Source organism: Rubellimicrobium aerolatum (genome assembly GCF_017872975.1).
GTDB lineage: Bacteria > Pseudomonadota > Alphaproteobacteria > Rhodobacterales > Rhodobacteraceae > Rubellimicrobium > Rubellimicrobium aerolatum.
This window is the reverse complement of record NZ_JAGGJP010000015.1, coordinates 15,347-36,056: the sequence shown is the minus strand read 5'-3', so window position 1 is coordinate 36,056 and position 20,710 is coordinate 15,347. Positions and strand designations below refer to the sequence as shown.

Genomic DNA, 20,710 nt, shown 5'->3' with positions numbered 1-20,710 from the left:
CTAGTTCCCCGTTGCGCTGATGCGGTAAAGGATGCCCTGCGTGTCGTCGCCGAGGAGGAGGTCGCCCTCGGCGGTCTGCGCGGCGCCGACGAGGCGGCCGAGGAAGCCGTAGCGGGGGCCGTCGTATTCGATCAGGAAGCCGGTCGCGAAGGGCTCCCACGACACCGGCTGGCCGTTCTCGAAGTCGATGCGGGCCAGTTCGTAGCCCGAGGGCGGGCGGCGGTTCCACGAGCCGCGCATGGCGATGAAGGCGTCGCCGCGATACGCCTCGGGGAAGGCGTCGCCGGTGTAGAACACCATCTGCATCGGCGCGGCGTGGGGGGTGTAGCCCTGCACCGGCTCCTCGCTCCGTTCCGCCCAGTCGGCCAGCGTGCCCTCGCCGGGGGGCGGATTGTCCTGCGGGTTGAACTCGTCGTCGCCGTAGATGTAGGGCCAGCCGTAGTGGGTGCCCTCGGCGATGAGGTTCAGCTCCTCGATCTGCTCCTCGTCGCCCAGCCAGTCGATGCCGTGGTCCGCGCCCCAGAGCGCGCCGGTGCCGGGCTCCCACCCGAAGCCGATGGTGTTCCGCAAGCCTTCGGCGAAGATCGTCCGGCCCGAGCCGTCGGGGCGCATCCGCAGGATCGTGGCGCTCTCCTCCGAGGTCTCGGCGCAGGCGTTGCAGGTGGAGCCGACCGAGACGTAGAGGAGCCCGTCCGGTCCCAGCGCCAGCGTCCGGTTGGGGTGCTGGCCGCCATCGGGGAGGTCGTCCACCAGCGGGGTGAGGTCGCCGAAGGAGCCGTCCTCCTGAATGGGGGCGGTGAACACCTCCTTGACGGTGGCGAGATACGCCGTGTCGCCGTCGATCCAGATGCCGTGCATCTGGTCGGCGGTGGCGACGGTCGCGTGGTCCTCGAACACCCCGTCGCCGTCGCCGTCGGCGTCGATGAGGCGGATCACGTCGCCCTCCTGCCGGCGGGTGGCATAGACGTGATCGCCATGGGTCGCGAGGATGCGGATGCCGCCGAGGTCTCGGCCCGCCACGCTGACCGTGAAGCCCTCGGGGACGGTGACGAGCGAGGCGAGTTCCGCGTCGTCGGTGACGGTGACGGGCTCGGGTTCGAGGATGCTGCCGGTCACGGTGGCGTCGGAGTATTCGCCGACCGTCCCTTCGACCTGCGCGGTCGCGGGGGTGGCGAGGACGAGGGCAAGGAGGGGCAGGCGGCGCATGGAGGGGGCTCCTACGGGGGCGGGGCGGCCCGGGCGGGGCCGTGCGGCTCCCCGCCCAACGGGCGGCGGTTCGGGACGGTTCCGGGGCCGGATGGCTTGACGGCTCCGTGGCGGGCGGCGAAGGGGGACGGGAACGCCCCCGTGCCCCAAGGGGCGAGGGAGCAGGAGACCGGCATGAGCGTGACATCCCCGACGACCCCGATCCCGACGACCCCGGCCCGCGGGCGATGACCACCCTCGTCACCGGCGCGGCCGGGTTCATCGGCTTCCACGTCGCCCGGCGGCTGCTGGACCGGGGGGAGCGGGTGCTGGGGATCGACAGCCTCGACGCCTACTATGACCCCCAGTTGAAGCGCGACCGGCTCCAGGCGTTGCAGGGGCCGGGGTTCGACTTCCGGCAGGTGGACATCGCCGACGCGGGCGCGCTGGCCGAGGCGCTGCAGGGGCGGGGCGTCCGGCGGATCATCCACCTCGCCGCGCAGGCGGGGGTGCGCCATTCGATCGAGAACCCCCACGCCTACGTGCAGGCGAACCTCGTGGGGCAGGTGAACGTGCTGGAGTATGCACGGCATCTGGAGGGGCTGGAGGGGATGGTCTACGCCTCGTCCTCCTCGGTCTATGGGGGGAGCACGAAGCTGCCCTTCTCCGAGGCCGATCCGGTGGACCGGCCGGTGTCGCTCTATGCCGCGACCAAGAAGGCGGACGAGCTGATGGGCCACGCCTACGCGCATCTGTATCGGCTGCCGCTGACGGGCTTGCGGTTCTTCACCGTCTACGGCCCCTGGGGGCGGCCCGACATGGCCATGTGGGTCTTCGCCGAGGCGATCCTGGCGGGGCGGCCGCTGCCGGTGTTCAACGGCGGCGACATGGCGCGGGACTTCACCTTCATCGACGACATCGTGGCGGGGGTGGTCGCGGTGTCGGACTCGCCGCCCGCCGACACGGGCGGGGAGGCGCCGCACCGCGTCTACAACATCGGCAACAGCCGGCCCGAGCCGCTGCTGCGCGTCATCGCCGTGCTGGAGGAGGCGTTGGGGCGCAAGGCGGAGCTGCGGCTGGAGCCGATGCAGCCCGGCGACGTGCCCGCGACCTATGCCGACATCTCGGCCATCCGGCGCGACCACGGCTTCGAGCCGGTCACGCCCATCGAGGAGGGCGTCCCCCGCTTCGCCGAGTGGTTCCGCCGCTACACCGGGCTGGCCTGAACCGAGGCGAGGAGGCGGGCGAGGCCCTCCTCGATGGGGGTGCGGGCGGCGACGCCGAGGACCGCCTCCATCCGCGCGGGCGAGCCCCGCGAATGGCGGATGTCGCCCGCGCGGGCGGGGCCGTGCTGGATGGGGGTGACGGTGCCCGCGATCCGGTCGAGCCCCCGCGCGAGGTCGAGCAGCGGGATCGACCGCCCCGTGCAGACGTTCGCCACCAGCGCCCGCGGCGCGCGGGCGAGCACGTCCTGCGCCGCCAGCAGCGCCGCCGCCACGTCGCCCACCTCCACGAAGTCGCGGGTCTGGAGGCCGTCGCCGTTGATCGCGTGGGGCCGTCCCTCGCGCAGGTTCGACAGGAAGCGCGCGATCACCCCGGCGTAGGGCGAGCGGGCGTCCTGCCCCGGCCCGTAGACGTTGAAGAACCGCAGGGACGCGGTGGGCAGGCCGTGGAGGCCCCATTGGGCGCGGGCGTGATGCTCGGCCCCGAGCTTGTCGGCGCCGTAGGGCGACAGGGGGAGGGGCGCCATGTCCTCGTCGCAGGGGCTCTCGCCCGCGTCGCCGTAGACGGCGGCCGAGGAGGCCAGCACCACGGGCCGGTTCCCCGCCCGCCGCGCCGCGTCGAGCACGGCGAGCGTGCCGCCGAGGTTCACCCGGCTCGCGCCCAGGAGGTCGCGGGTGCAGGCCTCGACCGAGACGACGGCGGCGAGGTGGAAGACGCCGGCCGCCCCCTCCATCCCCCGCGCCAGCAGGTCGGGGTCGAGGATGCTGCCCCGCAGGAGGTGGAGGCCCGGCGGCAGGGCGTCGGCGCGGCCGGTGGACAGGTCGTCGATCACGGCGGCCGTGTCGCCGCGCGCCCGCAGCGCCCGCAGGAGGTGGCCCCCGACGAAGCCCGCCCCGCCTGTCACGAGCCAATGCGCCATCGGCTGCCGTCCCTGGGTTGCCCTGCGCCCCTGTTGGCCTCCGCGCCGGGGCGGGTCAAGCCGCGCGGGCCCGGAAAATGCGCCGACGTGGCGACGCGGCGCAGATCACGGGTGGCCGTCGGGGGCGGAGTGGTTTTATGGAAGGGGGCGCAGGCGCTTGGCCTGTCTCGGCGAGGGGAGCGGGCATGGCGGCGAGAGGGGTCCGGGGGAACGGGGACGCAGCGCAGTCCGCCGCGCGGTCGGCCTGATGGAGCGCCTCGTGCCGCAGATCCCGGGCCGCGAGGAGAGCCCCGTGACCCGCCTCGCCCGCGCGCTGGACTGGGCGGCGACGCCGCTGGGGCCGCCCTCGGGCTGGCCCGTGCCCCTGCGGACGCTGGTCGGCGTGATGATGGGGTCGAACCAGCCGATGTTCGTGGCCTGGGGACCCGGCCACACGCTCATCTACAACGACGCCTATGCCGAGGTGCTGGCGTCCAAGCACCCCGGCGCGCTCGGGCGCGGGTTCCTGGAGGTCTGGGGCGAGATCCGGGACGACCTGCGGCCCATCGTCGCCCGCGCCCTGCGCGGCGAGCCGGTGCAGATGGACGACATCACCCTGACGATGATGCGGAAGGGCTACCCGGAGGAGACGCACTTTGCCTTCTCCTACACCCCGATCCGCGACGGCGTCGTCGAGGTGGCGGGCTTCTTCTGCGCCTGCCAGGAGACCACGGGCCAGATCCTCGCCGAGCGCCGCCTGCGCGAAAGCGAGGCCCGCGCGCGCGAGGACGCGGAGCGGGTGCGCCTCGCGCTCGACGCGGGCGCGATCCTGGGGACGTGGAACTGGGATCTCGTGGCCGACCGCTTCAACGCCGACGACCGCTTCGCCGCCGCGTTCGGCCTGGACGCCGAGCTTTGCCGCCAGGGCCTGCCCATCGAGAAGGTGGTGGAAACCGTCCACCCCGAGGACAAGCCCGGCCTGATGGCCGCCATCGCCGAGGTCATCGGGCGCGGCGGCCCCTACGCGCACCAGTACCGCGTGAAGCGGCAGGACGGGCGGTATTACTGGATCGAGGCCAACGGCCGCGTGGAGATGGATGGCGACGGCCGGGCCGTGCGCTTTCCGGGCGTCCTTCTCGACGTGGAGGCCCGCCGCGCCATCGAGACCGAGCGCGACAGGGTCCTGCGGCTGCTGGAGGTCTTCGCCGAGGCGGTGCCGGGCGTGGTCTATGCCAAGGACCGCGACGGGCGGATGCTGATCGGCAACCGCGGCACCACCGAGCTGATCGGCAAGCCGCCCGAGCAGTATCTCGGCCGGACCGACGCCGAGTTCCTGGACGACCCGGCGCAGGGCCTGGCCGTGATGGCGAACGACCGGCGCATCATGGAGAGCGGCGAGGCCGAGCAGGTCGAGGAGGAGGTGCGGCTCCCCGACGGCACCCCCGCCTGGTGGCTGTCCACCAAGGCGCCGCTCCGCGACGCGGACGGCGCGGTGGTGGGGCTCATCGGATCGTCGGTGGACATCACCGCCCGCAAGGCCGCCGAGGCCGCGCTGGCCGAGAGCGAGCAGCGGTTCCGCTTCGCGCTGGACGCGGCGGGGGGCATCGGCACCTGGGACTGGGACGTGACGGGCGACCGGGTGTTCACGAGCGAGCAGTTCGCGCGGATGTATGGGCTCGACCCCGACCGCGCGCGGGCGGGGCTGCCGGTCGAGGAGTATGTCGCCGGCATCCACCCCGACGACCGCCCCGAGGCCGCGCGGCGGATCGCCGAGGCGGTGACGACGGGTGGCGACTACCAGATGGAATACCGCGTCCAGACCCGAGACGGCGACGTGCGCTGGGTCATCGCGCGGGGGCGCTGTCTGCTGGACGCCCAGGCCCGGCCCGTCCGATTCCCCGGCGTGACCTTCGACATCACCGAGCGCCGCGCCGCCGAGGCCGCCCTGCGCGAGTTGAACGGAACGCTGGAGCGCCGCGTCGCCGAGGCCATCGCCGAGCGGGAGCGCGTGGAGGAGGCGCTTCGGCAAAGCCAGAAGATGGAGGCGGTGGGCCAGCTCACCGGCGGGATCGCGCACGACTTCAACAACATGCTGGCGGCCGTGGTGGGCTCGCTCGACCTCCTCCGCCGGCGCATCGGCGACGGCGACCCCCGCGCGCGCCGCTACGTCGAGGCCGCGATGGAGGGCTCGCGCCGGGCGGCGGTGCTGACGCAGCGGCTCCTCGCCTTCTCGCGCCAGCAGCCGCTCCGGCCCGAGCCGGTGGACCCGAACCGGCTGGTGCAGGGGATGTCGGACCTGCTGCGCCGGTCGCTCGGCGCGGGCATCCGGCTGGAGACGGTCCTGTCGGGCGGGCTCTGGAAGGCCAGCGCCGACCCGAACCAGTTGGAGAACGTGATCCTCAACCTCGCCGTCAACGCGCGGGACGCCATGCCCGAGGGCGGGCGGCTGACCATCGAGACGGCGAACGCCTGGCTCGATTCGCGCTACGCCAGCGAGCACATGGGCATCCCCGCGGGGCAATATGTCCAGATCAGCGTGAGCGACACGGGCACGGGGATGCCCCCCGACGTGGCGGCGCGCGCCTTCGACCCGTTCTTCACGACGAAGCCCGTGGGGCAGGGGACCGGCCTTGGTCTGTCGATGGTCTACGGTTTCGTCAAGCAGACCGGCGGGCACGTGAAGATCTACTCCGAGGCCGGGCAGGGCACGACCGTCAAGATCTACCTCCCCCGCCTGTCAGGCCCCGAGGCCGAGGCCGCGCCCGAGGCCGCCAACGCGCAGGTCCCGCGCGGCGAATCGCAGGAGGTGGTGCTGGTCGTCGAGGACGAGCCCGTTGTCCGCCAGTTCACCGTCGATGCGCTGGGCGAGCTGGGCTACGGCGTCCTGGAGGCCGAGGGGGCCGAGGCGGCGCTGCGCCTTCTCGACGCGCATCCGGAGGTGACGCTGCTGTTCACCGACATCGTGATGCCCGAGACCAACGGCCGCAAGCTGGCCGACGAGGCGCTGCGGCGCCGGCCCGGCCTCAAGGTGCTGTTCACCACCGGCTACACGCGCAACGCGGTCGTGCACAACGGCGTGCTCGACGCGGGCGTGCACCTGATCGGCAAGCCCTTCACGCTGGAGGAGCTGGCCGCCAAGCTGCGCGAGGTGCTGGACGGGATGGGCGGCTGAACCGCAGCGGGCGGTTGGACTTCGACACCGGCCCTCCTAGCTTCCTCTCTGGACAGACCAAGGGGGACGGGCGGATGGCACGAGGGATCGCGGGGCTCGGGGGGGCCTGCCTGGCGCTGATGGGCGGCGCGGGGGCGGCGCAGGAGGCGCGGACCATCCAGGTCGCGACACACTACACGCCCGAGCAGGCCGCGCCGCTGGAGGCTTGCTTCGACGCCTTCGAGGCCGCCAACCCCGGCGTCACGGTCGAGCACCAGCAGACAGCCTATGGCGACTTCCTCCAGACGATCCTCACCAGCCGCGTGGGCGGCACCTCGCCCGACATCTACAACGTCTATTCCGTCTGGGTCCCGCAACTGGCCAGCGCCGGCGTGCTGGAGCCGCCGCCCGCGGACATCGCCGAGTTCGTCGCCGCCAACTACGCGCCCGCCACGCAGGGGGCCGTGACCATCGGCGGCCAGCTCTGGGGCATCCCGACCGAGCTGTCGGTCTATGCGCTGGTCTACAACAAGGCGCTGCTGGCCGAGGCCGGCTACACCGAGCCCCCGAAGACCTGGGCCGAGCTGCGCGAGATCGCGCAGAAGATCACCCGCGTGAACGACCAGGGCAACATCGACGTGGGCGGCTACGCCTACGGCACCACGGTCGCCGAAGGGGTGCATCCCTTCTACGCCCAGATGTTCGCCGCCGGCGTGCCGCCCTTCGCGGAGGATGGCCGCTCCACCAACCTCACCTCGCCCGAGGCCGTCCGCATCCTGTCGGACCAGGCGGCGCTGTTCGCGGACGGCATCACCGGCAACGAGATCGTCGTGGACAACTTCGTCTCGAACGCGGTGGGGATGCAGATCGCCGCCAACTGGAACAAGTTCGGGTATCAGGAGGCCTACGGCGAGGCCTTCGCCGATACCGTGGGCGTGGCGCCCATCCCGACCGACGGGCCGGGGGGGACGATGCTCTACAGCTTCCTGTGGACGGTGGACGCCGCCTCGGATGTCAAGGACGACGCCTGGGCGCTCCTGCGCTTCCTGAGCGAGCCGCGCGAGGGGGGGCTGTCCTGCACCGGCGAGGCGATGGCGGCGATGGGCGCCTTCGCGGGGAGCGACGCCGACCTCGCCGCGATGACGGCCACCGCCGATGACTTCGACCGCGCCTTCATCGCTGAGGTGACCGAGGGGCGCGCGGTGACGCAGCCCAACGTCTGGCAGGCCTCCGAGGTCGACCGCATCCTGCGCGGCTACATCGACCAGGCGTGGTCGGGCGGCATGGCCCCCGCCGACGCCCTGGCCGCCGCCGACGCCGAGATCCAGGCGATCCTTTCCGAGCAGCCCTGAGACCGGCGTGCGGGGCCTCCTGTCCTCCAAGGCGGCGGTGCCCTGGCTGTTCCTGGGCCCGGTCGTCGTCTTCGCCGCCGTGTTCTTCGTGCTGCCGGTCGTCTTCGCCGCCTATGTCAGCCTGACCACCTGGGACTCGCTCACCCCGCCGCGCTGGGTGGGGCTGGCGAATTACCAATACCTGTTCGCCACCGACCCGATCTTCCTGCGGACCCTGTGGCAGACGGTCTATTTCGCGCTGGGCACGCTGGCCCTCGGCGTGCCGCTGGCGCTGGGGCTCGCCACCGTCTTCGGCCGCTCGCGGCACCAGGGGGCGTGGCGGGTGCTCTACACCCTGCCGATGGTGACGAACATCGTCGCCATCGGCTTCATCTTCTGGTTCGTGTTCCGCCAGACGGACGGGCTCCTGAACCGCCTGCTCGGGCTGTTCGGTCTGCCCGGCCCCGGCTGGCTCACCGACCCGTCGCTCGCCATGCTGTCGGCGATCCTCGTGTTCGTGTGGATGGAGCTGGGCCGCAACATGCTCCTCTTCGCCGCCGGCCTCGCCAGCATCGACGAAAGCTACTACGAGGCCGCGCGGCTCGACGGCGCGGGGCGCTGGCAACTGTTCCGCTTCGTGACGCTGCCGCTGCTCAAGCCCACGGTGCTGTTCGTGATCGTGACCGGCTTCATCTCGGGGATGAGCTACTTCACCCTCATGCTGGTGCTGTTCCCCGGCACCCAAGGGGGGCCGGGCCGCGCGGCGCTGACCACCGGCCAATACATGTATCAGATGGCGTTCGAGGATCTGCGGATGGGCCGCGCCTCGGCGGTGTCCTACGTCCTGTTCGCGCTGGTCCTCGTGGCGACGCTGGTGCAGCTCCGCCTCCTGCGGCGCGGCGGCGTGGAGGCGCGGGGATGACCGAGACCTCGCTCCCCGCCACTGCGCCCGGCCTCGCCGCCATGGCCGAGACCATGCCGCCCGGACGGCCCCGCTCGGCGGCGCGGCGCACCGCCTGGACGGCGCTGAAGTATGCCCTCTTGACGTTGGGCGCGCTGATCATGGTGCTGCCGTTCCTCGACATGATCCTCGGCGCGCTCCGCACCCCGGCGGAACGGCTGGCCCGCCCCCCCGTCTACTGGCCGCGTGACCCGCAATGGGGCAACTTCGTCCGCGTCTTCGAGGAGCTGCCGCTCTGGCGCTGGATGGCGAACTCCCTGGGCGTGACGCTGGCGATCACCGCGCTCCAGCTCCTTACCTCGGCCATGGCGGGCTATGCGCTGGCCAAGTTCCGTTTCCCGGGGCGGACGGGGATGTTCCGCTTCGCGGTGGGGGCGCAGATGTTCCCCTTCTTCATCTTCCTGATCCCCTGGTTCTTCATCCTCCGCTACGCGCCGCTGATGGGCGGCAACGACTGGACGGGGCAGGGGGGCTTCGGGCTCCTCGGCTCCTATGCCGCGCTGGTCCTGCCCTTCGCGGTGTCGTGGTACGGCATCTTCTTGATGCGGCAGTTCTTCCTCGCCGTCCCGGACGAACTGCTCGACGCCGCCCGCATGGACGGCGCGGGCGAGTTCTTCATCTTCTTCCGCATCGCCCTGCCGCTGGTCGGCGGGGGACTGGCGACGCTGGCGATCTTCGTGTTCCTGTATCACTGGAACGAGGTGCTGTGGACCATGACGGTCACGCGCACCGCGCCGGATCTCCAGACCCTCCCCGTCGGCATCTACCTGCTGCGCGGGGCCTTCGAGCAGGAAGCCACCAAGTCGCTCCAGCAGGCGGCGATCCTTGTCTCGGTTTTGCCAATAATCGTCCTCTTTTTAGCCCTTCAGCGCTTCTACGTGACCGGGATCACCTCGGGCAGCGTCAAGGGCTGAGCCTCCATGCTACGAATCGTCCTGCCTCCCCTCTCCGAGGAGGAGGCCCTCGCGCGGCTGGCCGACATGGACCGGCTGGGCCGCCGCGACTACGCCGAGATCGGCGTGCCGATGTTCCTCGCCACCGAGGACCTCACCGGCAACGCCCCGTCCCGGCCCAGCGACGGCACGCTTGATGGAACGGGCCGCATCCTGGCGACCCTGCTGGCCGAGGGCGTCGAGGCCCTGCGGACCTGCACCCCCGACCTGACCGCCGACGACCTCGCCCGGCTGATCGAGGCGCTGGCCGACCGCCACCTCCTCGCGCTCGCCGTCCCCGCCTTCAGCCGCGCGCCCGACCTGCATCCAGCCGAGGCCGCGTGATGGGAGAGCTTCTGCTGCCCGGCCCCTTCGACGACGCGCTGGCGTCGATCCTGCGGGGCCTCTCGGCCGGCCGGATGCTGCGCGTGGTCAACTTCCACGCCACCCCCGCCTACCGGCGCGAGGAATACCGCCGCCAAGTCGCCGCCTACGCCGACCGCTTCGCCCCCGTCACGCCCGCGAACTTCGACGCGGCCTTCGACGGCACCTGGGCCGACCCGCGCCCCGGCCTGATGCCGGTCCTGTTCGAGGGCTGGCGCGACAACGTGGACGTGATGCTCCCCATCTTGGAGGAGTTCGGCTTCAAGGGCTGGTTCTTCGTCCCCTCCGCCTTCCCCGGCATCGGCGCGCAGGACCAGCGCGCCTATGCCGACGCCCACACCCTGCGCCTGCCCCGGCGCGACGAATACCCCGGCCAGCGGGTCGCCCTGACCTGGGACGAGGCTGGCGACGCCGCGAGCCGGGGCCACGGCTTCGCCTGCCATTCCCGCAGCCACTTCGACCTCCAGCCCGACACCCCCGACGACGTGCTGCGCGAGGAGATCCACACCGCCGCGGCCGAGATGCGGGCGGGCCTCGGCCAGCCAGCCGAGATCTTCTGCTGGCTCCACGGGGCCGAGGCGGGCGTGAACCCCCGCGCCGACGCCATGCTGAAGGACGCGGGCTTCCGCTACCTGTTCTCGAACTTCAAGGTGCAGCGGCTGGCCTGACGCCCGTCCTGACCGCCGCCAGCACCAGCGCCTCGCCCTCGCCCGTCACCTGCGCCGTCTCGCCGGGGCTCAGGGCGAGCGTATGGGCGGGGGGCAACTCCCGCGCCTCGCCGCCCGACCGCACCCGCGCCGGGCCGGTCAGGTGCACCAGCCGCTCCGTGTCGGGGTCCAGCCCCGCCGAGGCGTCCGTCGCCCCCTCCAGCTCCAGCACCCGCAGCCGCAGCCCAAGCCCCTCGCCTTCCACCGACAGGAGCCCGCCCAAGGGTCGGTAGGCGCGTGGCACGCCCCCCTCCGCCACCGGCCGCGCCCGCGCGCAGGCCAGCGTGGCGGGGACCAGCGGCTCCAGCCGATAGAGGTGGCGCGGTGGCAGGTGCAGCGCCCAGTCGCCATCGGCGTCGAGCCGCACCGTGGCCTCGTGCGGCCCCTCCACCCCGATCGCCACCGCCCCGGCCAGCAGCACGATCAGCAGGTCGTCCCCGCCCGAGCCGCCCTGGATGACCGCGCCCTCCTCGACCTCGTGGACCCGCAGCGACAGCAGGTCCGCGAATCCCGTCGCCTCGGGGCCGATGTCCACCGGGCAGGGCGTCGCCCCTGCGCCCGGAAGCTCGGCCCGGCGGTCGAAGTCGGGCGGGATCACCCGCACTCAGGCCGCCTCGATCCGCAGCCCGTCGCCGTCGAACCAGTGCGCCTGCCCCGGATCGGGCAGCAGCCGCACGAGGTCGCCGGGCCGGGCCGTGACCCTCTCGCGCGCCAGCACCGTCACCGGACGGTCGCCCATCTGGGCCACCAGCATCGTCTCGGACCCCGTGGGCTCCACCACCCGCAGCCGCGCCGGGAACCCCTGGCCCGCGTCGGCGGGCAGGAGCCGCAGATGCTCGGGCCGCAGCCCCAGCGTCAGCCGCGCCTCCCCCCGGCGCGGCGCGAGCCCGAGCGGCGTTCCGTCGGCCAGCGACAGCCCCCCCGGCCCCGGCACGCAGTCGAGCAGGTTCATGGCGGGTGACCCGATGAACCCAGCAACGAAGGTGTTGGCGGGCCGGTCATACAGGTCCAGCGGCCGCCCCTGCTGCTCCACCCGCCCGTCGCGCAGCACGAGGATGCGGTCGGCCATGGTCATCGCCTCGATCTGGTCGTGCGTGACGTAGACCGAGGTCACGCCCAGCCGCTGGTGCAGCTCGCGCAGCTCGGCCCGCATCTGCACCCGCAGCTTGGCGTCGAGGTTGGACAGGGGCTCGTCGAACAGGAACAGGCGCGGGTTGCGCACGATGGCCCGCCCCATCGCCACCCGCTGCCGCTGCCCGCCCGACAGGGCGCGCGGGTAGCGGTCCAAAAGATGCGCCACGTCGAGCGAGGCCGCCGCCTTCGCCACTGCCTCGCCGATGCTCCGGCGATCCGCCCCCCGCAGCCGCAGCGAGAAGCCCATGTTCTCGGCCACCGTCATGTGCGGATAAAGCGCGTAGTTCTGGAACACCATGGCGATGTCCCGGTCCTTGGACGCCACGTCGTTCACCACCTGCCCGTCGATGGCGACCGTGCCGCCGCTGATCTCCTCCAGCCCGGCGATCATCCGCAGGAGCGTGCTCTTGCCGCAGCCCGACGGTCCGACCAGCACCACGAACTCGCCGTCCGCGATCTCGGCCGAGATGCCCCGGACGACCTCCAGCTCGCCATAGGCCTTGCGAACGTCCGTCAGAGTCACCCGTGCCATGCCTGCCCCCCGCTGCGCCCCGAAGGGTAGCGGGCCCAGCGCGCCGGGCAACAACTGCTGTGCCGTCACCTTCTCCCCCAGGACGGCACCAATTTAGCCATGACGGCTGGAAGGGCGGCCCGAATCGTGGGACCAGGCGATGGCCGCCGACATCCTTCGATTGCTCCTCCGGCGCGGGAGGTCCGGCTCGCCGTCGCGTTCGACCTTGAGCCGGGCGCGGAGCTTGCGGACCCATATGCTGCTCACGCCGAACTCGGCGGCGATGTCGGTGCCGCTGCGGGTGGGCTCGTCCAGCCCCGCCTCCAGAAGGGCGGCCCGCAAGAGGTTGCCCCGGTCCTCGGCCAGCGTCGCGCCACCCGTGGGCACGTCCAGTCGACGTGCCGCCGAAGCGCCGGGCGAGCCAGGTCGCGATCTCGGCCCCGACCCGGGCGGCGAGCAGCGAATCGGATGCGTGCGCGAGGCGCGAGGGCGTTCCTTGGTGACGGGGACGCGGGGGCGCTGCCAGATGGCGCCCCCGACGCGGGTGGTCGCGGCCTCGAGCCCTCGGGCGCATCCGAGATGACGATCCTCATGCCGCGTAGGCCGCGCTTCGCGGGGTCGCGCGGGAACGTGGTCCGCGGCCGCCCTCGTCGGAGATGGTGCGGAAGCGTTCGATCTGGGAGGCGACCTGCTCGATCTGGTGGGCGAGGTCGCGGGCGGCGGCGGTGCTTTCCTCGACCATGGCGGCGTTCTGCTGGGTGATCCGGTCCATCTGGGCGACGGCGACGTTGACCTGGGTCAGGCCGTCCGACTGCTCGGACGCACTGGCGGCGATGCCGTCCACGAGCTCGCTCACCCGCGTGACCCCCTCCACGATGCGGGCCAGCGCCTCGACGGTCCGGCCCACGAGCCCCACCCCCTGCGTCACGTTCGTCGCGGAGGTGCCGATCAGGTCCTTGATCTGCCGCGCCGCCTCGGCCGAGCGCTGCGCCAGCGCCCGCACCTCGGTCGCCACCACCGCAAAGCCCCGCCCCGCCTCCCCCGCCCGCGCCGCCTCCACGCCGGCGTTGAGCGCCAGAAGGTTGGTCTGGAAGGCGATCTCGTCGATGACGCCGATGATCTGCTCGATCTCCTGGGAGGAGGCCTTGATGGCGGTCATCGCCCCCACCGCCTCGCGGACGACCTGGCCGGCCTGCCCGGCGTCCTGCCGGGCGTCCGACACCACCACGCGGGCGCGCGCCGCGCTCTCGGCGGCGGCCTTCACCGTTGCCGTGATCTCCTCGACCGCCGCCGCCGTCTCCTCGAGCGAGGCGGCCTGGCTCTCGGTGCGGCGCGAGAGGTCCTCGGCCGCCGAGGCGATCTCGCCGGACATGAGGCGGATGCCGGATGTGCCGGCCTTGGCGGCGTCGAGCGCCTCGCGGACCTGGGCGAGGCCGGCGTTGAGGTCGCGCTTGATCGGCTCGTAGGACGCCGGCACCTCGGTCGCGATCTCGGCTGTCAGGTCGCCCGACTTGAAGCGCGTCAGCGCCTCGCTGAACACCCGTGCCGCCGCCTCGGAGTCCCGCTGGACGCGCTCGGCCCGGGCCTCCGCCTCGCGGCCCTGCGCCTCGACCTCGGACTGAAGGCGGACCCGTTCGCGCGAGGCGGCGCGGAAGACCTCGACGGCGGCGGCCATGCGCCCGATCTCGTCTGCGCGCTCGGCCCCCGGGACGGTCACGTCGAAGTCGCCCTGGGACAGGGCGTGCATGGAGTCGGTCATCGCCCGGATCGGCGCCGCGATGGAGCGGATGAGCCCCCAGCCGACCACGATGGCGAGGCCGATCGTCCCCGCGAAGCCCAGCACCAGCACTTGCAGGAACCGCCGGTCGATCGTCTCCTCCTCGGCCCGATGCTCCGCGATGGCGGCGACCTGATCGTCGCCGATGAGGTCCAGCGCGTCCTCGATGGGGGCGATGAGATCGTCGGCGCGACCGCTGAGCATCAGCGACCGCGCCTCGGCGAAGGTCGATTCGCCGACCGCGAGGCGGAGGACCGGCTGCACGATCTCCTGGTGCCAGGTCGCGACGCCGTCGCGGATCGCGCCGATCCGGGCCTGGGGGTCCGGGTCCTGGAGCATCGATTCGATGGTGTCGAGGGCGCCCTCGAAGGTCGCGAGGTGGACGCCGACCCGGTCGGAGAAGTAGGGATCGCGGGTGATCATGAAGCCGCGCATCGAATTCTCCTGCCGGGCCAAGGCGAAGCGCGCGGCCATCGCCTCCTCCAGGGTGGCCTGATGGTGGTCGATCTCCTTGCCGACGGCGTTGCTGCGGAACATGAGGCTCAGGTTCCAGGCCCCCATCGCGCCGACGGCGACGAGCAGGACGGCGATGGCCGCGACGACGCGTCGGCCGATGGAGCGATAGGTCATCAACAAGGGTCTCCTGCGGGACGGCGGGCGGGATGGGGAACGGGCGGGGCGGACGGACCCCTTCGGACCCCTCCGAATCCACCCTACCACCGGGAGGGTTAAGCTTCGGTTGACGGCAGGCCGCCCCGCGCCGGATTCATCGCGATCGCCCGATCCTTTCGCCGGCGGCCCGGCCCCTCGCGGCGCTCCGCCGCGCGCACCCGGTCGGCCAGCTCGGAGCGCCGGTAGGGCTTGGCCAGCACGTCGAGCCCCGGCGCGCGTCCGCCCTGCACCAGATCCTCGTTGTAGCCCGTCGTCACCAGCACGGGCACGTGCGGCGCCCGACGCCCGAGCTCCTCGGCCAGGGCGAGGCCGTTGAGGGAGCCCGGCATGATGAGGTCGGTGAACAGCAGGTCGATCCGGTAATCGACGCCCCGCAGGAGGGCCAGCGCCTCCTCGCCGTCGGAGGCGGCCATCACGTGGTAGCCCAGCTCCGTGGGATGCTCGCGCGCGAGGGCCAGCACCTCGTCGCTGTCCTCCACGACCAGGACGACGGGCCCCGCCCCGCCCCGAGCCCCGCCCCGAGCCCCGCCCCGAGCCCCGTCCCGAGCCTCGGCGGCGGGCGGGTCCGGCTCGGCCCTCGTCGTCGGCGGGGGCGGCGGCGCGTCGGCGGCCTCGGCCGCGTGGACGGGCAGGATCATCCGCACGGTGGTCCCGCGCCCGACCTCGCTGTCGATCTCCAGCCGGCCCCGCGACTGCTGGAGGAAGCCATGCACCATGGCGAGGCCGAGGCCCGTCCCCTTGCCCTGGCCCTTGGTGGTGAAGAAGGGCTCCACCGCCTGCGCGGCGACGGAGGGCGGCATCCCCGTCCCCTCGTCGGAGACGGAGAGGACCACGTGGTCCCCGGGCGGCAGGTCGCGCGCGGGCGGATCGCCGTCCAATGGGCGCGCGAGGTCGCGACCGTCACGGTGCCGCCGTCGGGCATGGCGTCCCGCGCGTTGAGGGCGATGTTCAGGAGCGCCGTCTCGAGGTGCGTGACGTCCATGAAGCAGGGCGGCAGCCGGTGGCGCAGGTTGAGCTGGAGGTCCACGCGGGGCCCGGCCGTGGTGGCGCAGAGCAGCTCCCCGTCGGGGCTGGAGACCGGCCCGATGAAGACGGCGTTCCAGAAGGGGGTGCCGTCCCGCTTGCAGTTCAGGATCTCGAGGCTGACGGGCTGGTGGGCCTGGCGCACGGTGTCGCGGTCGGTGCGCGGGCCCTGGAGGAAGCGGCAGTTCCGGCCCAGGACCTCGGCCTCCTCGTAGCCGGCGAGGTCGAGGACGGCCTTGTTGGCGAAGGCGATGGGGTTGTCGGGCCGACGCGGGTCGGTGAGGATCATCGGCATCCGCGTCATCTCGACGGCGGCGAAGAAGACGCCGCCCCGGTCCGACAGGTCGTCGTCGGTGATGGTGCTCTCGCGCCAGTGGCGGCCCTGGTGGTGGCCGGTCAGGGCGAGGGAGCCGTCCGGGACGAGGTCGCCGTTCGGCTGGCCCCCGGGCCCGCCCGCCTCGGAGCCGCCCGTCTCGGACCTGCCCGCCTCGGACCTGCCCGCCTCGGGGCCGCCGCGCTCCCGCTCGACGGGGGCCTCCGGTCCCTGCTCCGCCGGGCGCTCCCGGTCGCCGATGCCCACGCCGTCCTGACTCCCGATCCTCCGCGTCGTCCTCATCTGGTTCGGAGCGGCGGGGCTGGCAAGGCTCGCTTCGACCGGGCCGGGGATGGTCGTCTCATCCGTGGCGGAGCGCCCTGATCAGGAGCGCGAAGGCCGGCGTCATCTGCCGGCGGCTGGGGTAGTAGAGGTGGTAGCCGGGGGCGGGCGGGCACCAGTCGGCCAGCACCTCGGTCAGCCGCCCGTCCCGCAGGGGGGCCGTGGCAATGTCCTCGGGCACGTAGGCGAGGCCCAGGCCCGCGAGGGCGGCCTCCAGGGCGGGACCGACGTCGTTGACGACCAGGGGGCCTTCGACGCGGACGTTCAGGGCGCGGCCGTCCTTCGCGAACTCCCAGGCGTAGAGGGCGCCCGAGGTGCTCTGGCGGTAGCCGACGCAGCGGTGCGCCGTGAGGTCCTGCGGCGTCCCGGGGGCCGGCCGGCCCGCGAGGTAGCCGGGCGCCCCCACCACGATCCAGCGCAGGTCCGGGCCGACGCGGACGGCGATCATGTCGCGCTCGACCTGCTCGCCCAGGCGGAGGCCGGCGTCGTAGCGCCCGGCCACGATGTCCACGAAGCCGTTCTCGATGATGGCCTCGACCTGGATGTCGGGGTGGTCGGGTAGGAGCCGCGCCAGCACGGGCCAGAGGATCGTCTGGTGGGCGTGGGTGCTGGTGGTGATCCGCACCGTGCCGGCGGGCCTGTCGCGCAGCTCGGTCAGGGCGGCGAGCTCGGCGTCGATGGCGTCGAGGCCGGGCCGGGCGGCGCGCAGGAGCCGTTCGCCGGCCTCGGTGGGGGCGACGCTGCGGGTGGTGCGCGTGAGGAGCCGCACCCCGAGGCGGTCCTCGAAGCCGCGCATCGCGTGGCTGAGGGTGGATTGCGTCAGCCCGAGGCGCGCGGCGGCGCGGGTGAAGCTGCGCTCCTCGGCCACGGCCAGGAACACGTGGAGGTCGGTCAGGTCCTCGCGGCGCATTCATGGCCCTCGTTCATAGCCTCAAGCGATCCATAGCCTCTAATCGCTGAGCTGCACATGGCTAGACTGGCTCCCGAAGGCGGGTCGTGGAGACCCGTCCGCCGACGGAGCCTCCGGCATGACCGAGCACGACATCATCGACCCCGAACGGCCGACCGGCGTGGACGCTGGCCGGCGCGACCTGCTGGCGGTCGACCTGCGGATCGAGGACCACGCCCCCAACGAGAAGATCGCCGACCTGCCGCGCCTCCTGACGACCGAGGGCAGCGGCCCCTTCGGGGGCGAGGCTCCGGGCGATCTCTGCCATCATGCCCCCTGGCGCAACCTCGCGCTCCTCCGCTCGGGCTCCCGATGGTCGCGCGGGCCCGTCCGGCTGGTTCGCCCCGGCGGCGGGCCCGGGCCGCTCCCGGCCCGGGGCGGGTTCCCCCCGCGGGTCGAGCGCCTCGGCCGGGCCGCGCCCTCCGAGCCTGACACAGGAGCCGTCCCCGGATGACCGTCGCCGCGCCCGTCGCCTTCGATGCCCCCCGCCCCGCCTGGGGCGCGGTGCTCGCCATGACGCTCTGCATCGTGGTGCTCATCGCCTCGGAGTTCATGCCGGTGAGCCTGCTCACGCCCATCGCGCGGGATCTCGGGCTGACCGAGGGTCAGGCGGGGCAGGCCATCTCCATCTCGGGCCTCTTCGCCGTGGTCACGAGCCTGCTCGTCACGACGGTGGCGGGCGACCTCGACCGGCGGCTCGTCGTGATCGGCATGGCGCTGCTGCTGGCCGTCTCGGGGACGCTGGTGGCCCTCGCGCCCAGCCACCTCGTGCTGATGACCGGGCGGGCGCTCCTGGGCGTGGCCATTGGCGGGTTCTGGTCGCTGAACACCGCCATCCTCATGCGGCTGCTGCCCACGGCGCTGGTGCCAGTGGGGCTGGCGGTCAGCAACGGCGGGGTGGCCTTCGCCTCGACCGTCTCGGCGCCGCTGGGCAGCGCCCTAGGCGAGGTCATCGGCTGGCGGGGAACCTTTTTCGCGGTCGTGCCTCTGGCGCTGGCGGCCGCGCTCTGGCAGGCCATGGCCCTGCCGCGCCTGCCGGCGAACGGGCCAGCGAATGGGTCAGCGGACGGGCCGTCCCGGGCGGGCGGCGTCCTGCGCCTGCTCGGGCAGGGGCCGGTCCGGCTTGGCATGGCGGCGATCCTGCTGTTCTTCACGGGGCAGTTCGCGCTGTTCACCTACCTGCGCCCGTTCCTGGAACGGGTGACGGGCGCGGACGTGCCGACCCTCTCGGCCCTCCTCCTCGCCAACGGGGCGGCGAGCCTCCTGGGCAGCCTGCTCATCGGCCCGGCTATCCGCATGAGCCTGCGCGCCATGCTGGTGGCGATCCCGCTCCTCATGGCCGCCCTCGCGCTCGCCATGGCGCTGGCGGGGGCGTCCACCTGGGCGATGGCCGGCCTCCTGGCGCTCTGGGGGCTGGTCGGCACCGGCGGGCCGGTGGCCTGGGGCACGTGGCTCGCGCGGAGCCTGCCCGAGGACGCCGAGGCGGGCGGCGGATTGCAGGTGGCGGTGATCCAGCTTGCCATCACGCTCGGCGCGACGGCCGGGGGCATCGCGTTCGACGCCGCCGGTCCCATCGCCAACGCCGTCGGCGCCGCCGCGATCCTTGCGCTTGCCGCCGGCGCGGCCCTCCTCGCCGGCCGCGCCCTCCCGCGCGGAGCCTGACCCGGACCCGATCCACGAGCCCTGCCCATCCCCCAAGGAGTTTCCCGATGAAAGCCACCCTGATGCACGGCCGCCACGATGTCCGGGTCGAGTCCGTCCCCGACGCCACCCTGAAGGAGCCCACCGACGCCCTCGTCCGCGTCACCCGCGCCTGCATCTGCGGGTCCGACCTTTGGCCCTACAACGGCGGCCCGAACTACGCCGGCCAGCGCATGGGCCACGAGGCCATCGGGATGGTCGAGGCGGTCGGGTCCGAGGTGCGGACCCTGAAGAAGGGCGACCTGGTCATCATGCCCTTCGCCTCCTCGGACGGCACCTGCCCCTTCTGCCGCGAGGCGCTGCCCACCGCCTGCGTCAGCGTCCACTTCATGGGCAACGACGAAGGCTACGACGGCGCGCAGGCCGAGGCGCTGCGCGTGCCCCAGGCCGACGGCACGCTCTACCCGATCCCGGTGGGCGAGGACGACGCGCTCATGCCCTCGCTGCTGACGCTCTCGGACGTGATGGCGACGGGGCACCATGCGGCGGTGGTCGCCCGCGTCGCCCCCGGCCGGACGGCGGCCGTGGTGGGCGACGGCGCGGTGGGCCTGTGCGGCGTCATCGCCGCCAGGCGCCTCGGGGCCGAGCGCATCATCCTCCTGGGCCGCCACGCCGACCGCATCGCGCTGGCGCGCGAGTTCGGCGCGACGGACGTGGTGAGCGATCGGGGCGAGGAGGCCGTGGCCCGCGTCATGGAGCTGACGCGCGGCGAGGGCGCCCACTCCGTCCTCGAATGCGTGGGGACCGGGGCGGCCACCGACACCGCCATCGCCATCGCCCGGCCCGGCGGCGCGGTGGGCCGGGTGGGCGTGCCGCACTACGACGCGATCCCTCTTGCCCAGCCCTCGTTCTTCAAGAACGTCGTGGTGGGCGGCGGCCCCGCGCCGGCGCGGGCCTACATCGCGGACCTGCTGCCCGACATGCTGGAGGGGCGCATCCAGCCCGGCCGCGTCTTCGACCGCACCGTGGGCCTCGACGGGGTGCCCGACGGCTATCGCGCGATGAACGAGCGTGAGAGCATCAAGGTCATGGTCAAGCCGTGACGACCAGCGGCGGCCGGCCCGGAGCCGGTCGCCCATCCCCATCCGAGGAGCATAGGACATGAAGATCCAGCCCGCCGGCTCGCAGCCGTCCCGCCAAGGCCCCGCCGAGTGGTTCGCGGGCCGCGTCCGCATCGACCCGCTGTTCCCCGTCGAGCCCCCCTCGCGCATGGCGGGCAACCTCGTCACCTTCGAGCCCGGGGCGCGGACGGCCTGGCACACGCATCCTCTCGGGCAGACGCTGATCGTCGTGCAGGGGATGGGCTGGGTCCAGCGCGAGGGCGGCCCGCGCGAGGAGGTGCGTCCCGGCGACGTGGCGCGCTTCGCGCCCGGGGAGAGGCACTGGCACGGCGCAACGGCGACCACCGCCATGACCCACCTCGCCGTCCAGGAAGCCGATGACGGCGGCTCGACGGTGACCTGGATGGAGCAGGTCACGGAGGAGCGGTATCGGGCCGACGCCCCCTGAGCCCGG

At 73.1% G+C, this 20,710-nt stretch carries 19 protein-coding genes and 1 pseudogene; 11 read left to right on the top strand and 9 right to left on the bottom strand.

Annotated features, from left to right (window positions below; translation table 11 throughout):
- A complete protein-coding gene (locus J2Z33_RS14455; RefSeq protein ID WP_209842315.1) occupies positions 1–1,206 on the bottom strand; it encodes a PQQ-dependent sugar dehydrogenase in 1,206 nt (401 codons plus the stop codon).
- Between the two features lie 227 nt (positions 1,207–1,433).
- On the opposite strand from J2Z33_RS14455, the gene J2Z33_RS14450 reads away from it, so the two are divergent.
- The gene (locus J2Z33_RS14450; protein WP_209842314.1) at positions 1,434–2,411 is read left to right on the top strand and encodes an NAD-dependent epimerase/dehydratase family protein; all 978 of its coding nucleotides are present in this window, start codon (positions 1,434–1,436) and stop codon (positions 2,409–2,411) included.
- Here J2Z33_RS14450 and J2Z33_RS14445 read toward each other — a convergent pair.
- Positions 2,393–3,328, bottom strand: coding sequence for an NAD-dependent epimerase/dehydratase family protein (locus J2Z33_RS14445; protein ID WP_209842313.1), 936 nt, complete (start codon positions 3,326–3,328; stop codon positions 2,393–2,395). The two genes, J2Z33_RS14450 and J2Z33_RS14445, sit on opposite strands and share 19 nt — an antisense overlap.
- Positions 3,329–3,587: 259 nt before the next feature.
- Between J2Z33_RS14445 and J2Z33_RS14440 the strand changes: the two genes are divergently transcribed.
- The 6 genes from J2Z33_RS14440 to J2Z33_RS14415 all read left to right on the top strand — a co-directional run bounded on the left by J2Z33_RS14440 (position 3,588) and on the right by J2Z33_RS14415 (position 10,734).
- Positions 3,588–6,479 carry a PAS domain-containing protein gene (locus J2Z33_RS14440; protein ID WP_209842312.1) on the top strand — a complete coding sequence of 964 codons (2,892 nt, stop codon included), beginning with the start codon at positions 3,588–3,590 and terminating at the stop codon, positions 6,477–6,479.
- Between the two features lie 74 nt (positions 6,480–6,553).
- Positions 6,554–7,810 carry an ABC transporter substrate-binding protein gene (locus J2Z33_RS14435; RefSeq protein WP_209842311.1) on the top strand — a complete coding sequence of 419 codons (1,257 nt, stop codon included), beginning with the start codon at positions 6,554–6,556 and terminating at the stop codon, positions 7,808–7,810.
- Positions 7,811–7,817: 7 nt separating this feature from the next.
- Positions 7,818–8,711, top strand: a complete 894-nt coding sequence (locus tag J2Z33_RS14430) for a carbohydrate ABC transporter permease (protein WP_209842309.1) — start codon at positions 7,818–7,820, stop codon at positions 8,709–8,711.
- Positions 8,708–9,664, top strand: coding sequence for a carbohydrate ABC transporter permease (locus tag J2Z33_RS14425; RefSeq protein ID WP_245218882.1), 957 nt, complete (start codon positions 8,708–8,710; stop codon positions 9,662–9,664). Before J2Z33_RS14430 ends, J2Z33_RS14425 begins: the two co-directional genes overlap by 4 nt.
- 6 nt (positions 9,665–9,670) lie before the next feature.
- Positions 9,671–10,027, top strand: a complete 357-nt coding sequence (locus tag J2Z33_RS14420; RefSeq protein WP_209842307.1) for a hypothetical protein — start codon at positions 9,671–9,673, stop codon at positions 10,025–10,027.
- The gene (locus J2Z33_RS14415) at positions 10,027–10,734 is read left to right on the top strand and encodes a polysaccharide deacetylase family protein (RefSeq protein ID WP_209842305.1); all 708 of its coding nucleotides are present in this window, start codon (positions 10,027–10,029) and stop codon (positions 10,732–10,734) included. Before J2Z33_RS14420 ends, J2Z33_RS14415 begins: the two co-directional genes overlap by 1 nt.
- On the opposite strand, the gene J2Z33_RS18755 is transcribed toward J2Z33_RS14415, so the two are convergent.
- The 7 genes and pseudogenes from J2Z33_RS18755 to J2Z33_RS14385 all read right to left on the bottom strand — a co-directional run bounded on the left by J2Z33_RS18755 (position 10,712) and on the right by J2Z33_RS14385 (position 17,455).
- On the bottom strand, positions 10,712–11,377 hold the full coding sequence (locus tag J2Z33_RS18755; protein ID WP_280922921.1) for a hypothetical protein: 666 nt from the start codon (positions 11,375–11,377) through the stop codon (positions 10,712–10,714). The genes J2Z33_RS14415 and J2Z33_RS18755 overlap by 23 nt on opposite strands.
- Positions 11,378–12,439 carry an ABC transporter ATP-binding protein gene (locus J2Z33_RS14405; protein ID WP_209842303.1) on the bottom strand — a complete coding sequence of 354 codons (1,062 nt, stop codon included), beginning with the start codon at positions 12,437–12,439 and terminating at the stop codon, positions 11,378–11,380. It lies immediately after the preceding gene.
- A gap of 93 nt (positions 12,440–12,532) precedes the next feature.
- Positions 12,533–12,805: a hypothetical protein gene (locus J2Z33_RS14400; RefSeq protein WP_209842301.1), complete on the bottom strand. Its 273-nt coding sequence runs from the start codon at positions 12,803–12,805 to the stop codon at positions 12,533–12,535.
- Positions 12,806–13,007: 202 nt separating this feature from the next.
- On the bottom strand, positions 13,008–14,825 hold the full coding sequence (locus tag J2Z33_RS14395) for a methyl-accepting chemotaxis protein (protein ID WP_209842297.1): 1,818 nt from the start codon (positions 14,823–14,825) through the stop codon (positions 13,008–13,010).
- A gap of 98 nt (positions 14,826–14,923) precedes the next feature.
- Positions 14,924–15,667, bottom strand: coding sequence for a response regulator (locus J2Z33_RS14390; protein ID WP_209842295.1), 744 nt, complete (start codon positions 15,665–15,667; stop codon positions 14,924–14,926).
- Between the two features lie 266 nt (positions 15,668–15,933).
- Positions 15,934–16,179 (bottom strand): annotated as a pseudogene (locus J2Z33_RS18500) (PAS domain-containing protein); the annotation flags it as partial.
- A 385-nt stretch (positions 16,180–16,564) separates the two neighbouring features.
- A complete protein-coding gene (locus J2Z33_RS14385; RefSeq protein WP_209842293.1) occupies positions 16,565–17,455 on the bottom strand; it encodes a LysR family transcriptional regulator in 891 nt (296 codons plus the stop codon).
- Positions 17,456–17,573: 118 nt separating this feature from the next.
- Between J2Z33_RS14385 and J2Z33_RS14380 the strand changes: the two genes are divergently transcribed.
- From J2Z33_RS14380 to J2Z33_RS14365, 4 genes are read left to right on the top strand one after another with little or no spacing between them, the layout of a single operon-like run.
- Positions 17,574–17,948 (top strand): cyclophilin-like fold protein, encoded by a 375-nt coding sequence (locus J2Z33_RS14380; protein WP_209842274.1) that lies wholly within the window; start codon positions 17,574–17,576, stop codon positions 17,946–17,948.
- Positions 17,945–19,156 (top strand): MFS transporter, encoded by a 1,212-nt coding sequence (locus tag J2Z33_RS14375; protein ID WP_209842272.1) that lies wholly within the window; start codon positions 17,945–17,947, stop codon positions 19,154–19,156. The genes J2Z33_RS14380 and J2Z33_RS14375 overlap by 4 nt, the downstream gene beginning before the upstream one ends.
- 47 nt (positions 19,157–19,203) lie before the next feature.
- Positions 19,204–20,238: a zinc-dependent alcohol dehydrogenase family protein gene (locus J2Z33_RS14370; protein ID WP_209842270.1), complete on the top strand. Its 1,035-nt coding sequence runs from the start codon at positions 19,204–19,206 to the stop codon at positions 20,236–20,238.
- Positions 20,239–20,296: 58 nt separating this feature from the next.
- Positions 20,297–20,704 (top strand): (R)-mandelonitrile lyase, encoded by a 408-nt coding sequence (locus J2Z33_RS14365; protein ID WP_209842268.1) that lies wholly within the window; start codon positions 20,297–20,299, stop codon positions 20,702–20,704.
- Positions 20,705–20,710: the final 6 nt, after the last annotated feature.

Bases quoted from the DNA above. Each gene is read 5' to 3' on its own strand.
- J2Z33_RS14455 (WP_209842315.1), bottom strand. From the start codon at position 1,206: ATGCGCCGCCTGCCCCTCCTTGCCCTCGTCCTCGCCACCCCCGCGACC.
- J2Z33_RS14450 (WP_209842314.1), top strand. From the start codon at position 1,434: ATGACCACCCTCGTCACCGGCGCGGCCGGGTTCATCGGCTTCCACGTC.
- J2Z33_RS14445 (WP_209842313.1), bottom strand. From the start codon at position 3,328: ATGGCGCATTGGCTCGTGACAGGCGGGGCGGGCTTCGTCGGGGGCCAC.
- J2Z33_RS14435 (WP_209842311.1), top strand. From the start codon at position 6,554: ATGGCACGAGGGATCGCGGGGCTCGGGGGGGCCTGCCTGGCGCTGATG.
- J2Z33_RS14425 (WP_245218882.1), top strand. From the start codon at position 8,708: ATGACCGAGACCTCGCTCCCCGCCACTGCGCCCGGCCTCGCCGCCATG.
- J2Z33_RS14420 (WP_209842307.1), top strand. From the start codon at position 9,671: ATGCTACGAATCGTCCTGCCTCCCCTCTCCGAGGAGGAGGCCCTCGCG.
- J2Z33_RS14415 (WP_209842305.1), top strand. From the start codon at position 10,027: ATGGGAGAGCTTCTGCTGCCCGGCCCCTTCGACGACGCGCTGGCGTCG.
- J2Z33_RS14405 (WP_209842303.1), bottom strand. From the start codon at position 12,439: ATGGCACGGGTGACTCTGACGGACGTTCGCAAGGCCTATGGCGAGCTG.
- J2Z33_RS14395 (WP_209842297.1), bottom strand. From the start codon at position 14,825: ATGACCTATCGCTCCATCGGCCGACGCGTCGTCGCGGCCATCGCCGTC.
- J2Z33_RS14390 (WP_209842295.1), bottom strand. From the start codon at position 15,667: ATGCCGCCCTCCGTCGCCGCGCAGGCGGTGGAGCCCTTCTTCACCACC.
- J2Z33_RS14385 (WP_209842293.1), bottom strand. From the start codon at position 17,455: ATGCGCCGCGAGGACCTGACCGACCTCCACGTGTTCCTGGCCGTGGCC.
- J2Z33_RS14380 (WP_209842274.1), top strand. From the start codon at position 17,574: ATGACCGAGCACGACATCATCGACCCCGAACGGCCGACCGGCGTGGAC.
- J2Z33_RS14375 (WP_209842272.1), top strand. From the start codon at position 17,945: ATGACCGTCGCCGCGCCCGTCGCCTTCGATGCCCCCCGCCCCGCCTGG.
- J2Z33_RS14370 (WP_209842270.1), top strand. From the start codon at position 19,204: ATGAAAGCCACCCTGATGCACGGCCGCCACGATGTCCGGGTCGAGTCC.
- J2Z33_RS14365 (WP_209842268.1), top strand. From the start codon at position 20,297: ATGAAGATCCAGCCCGCCGGCTCGCAGCCGTCCCGCCAAGGCCCCGCC.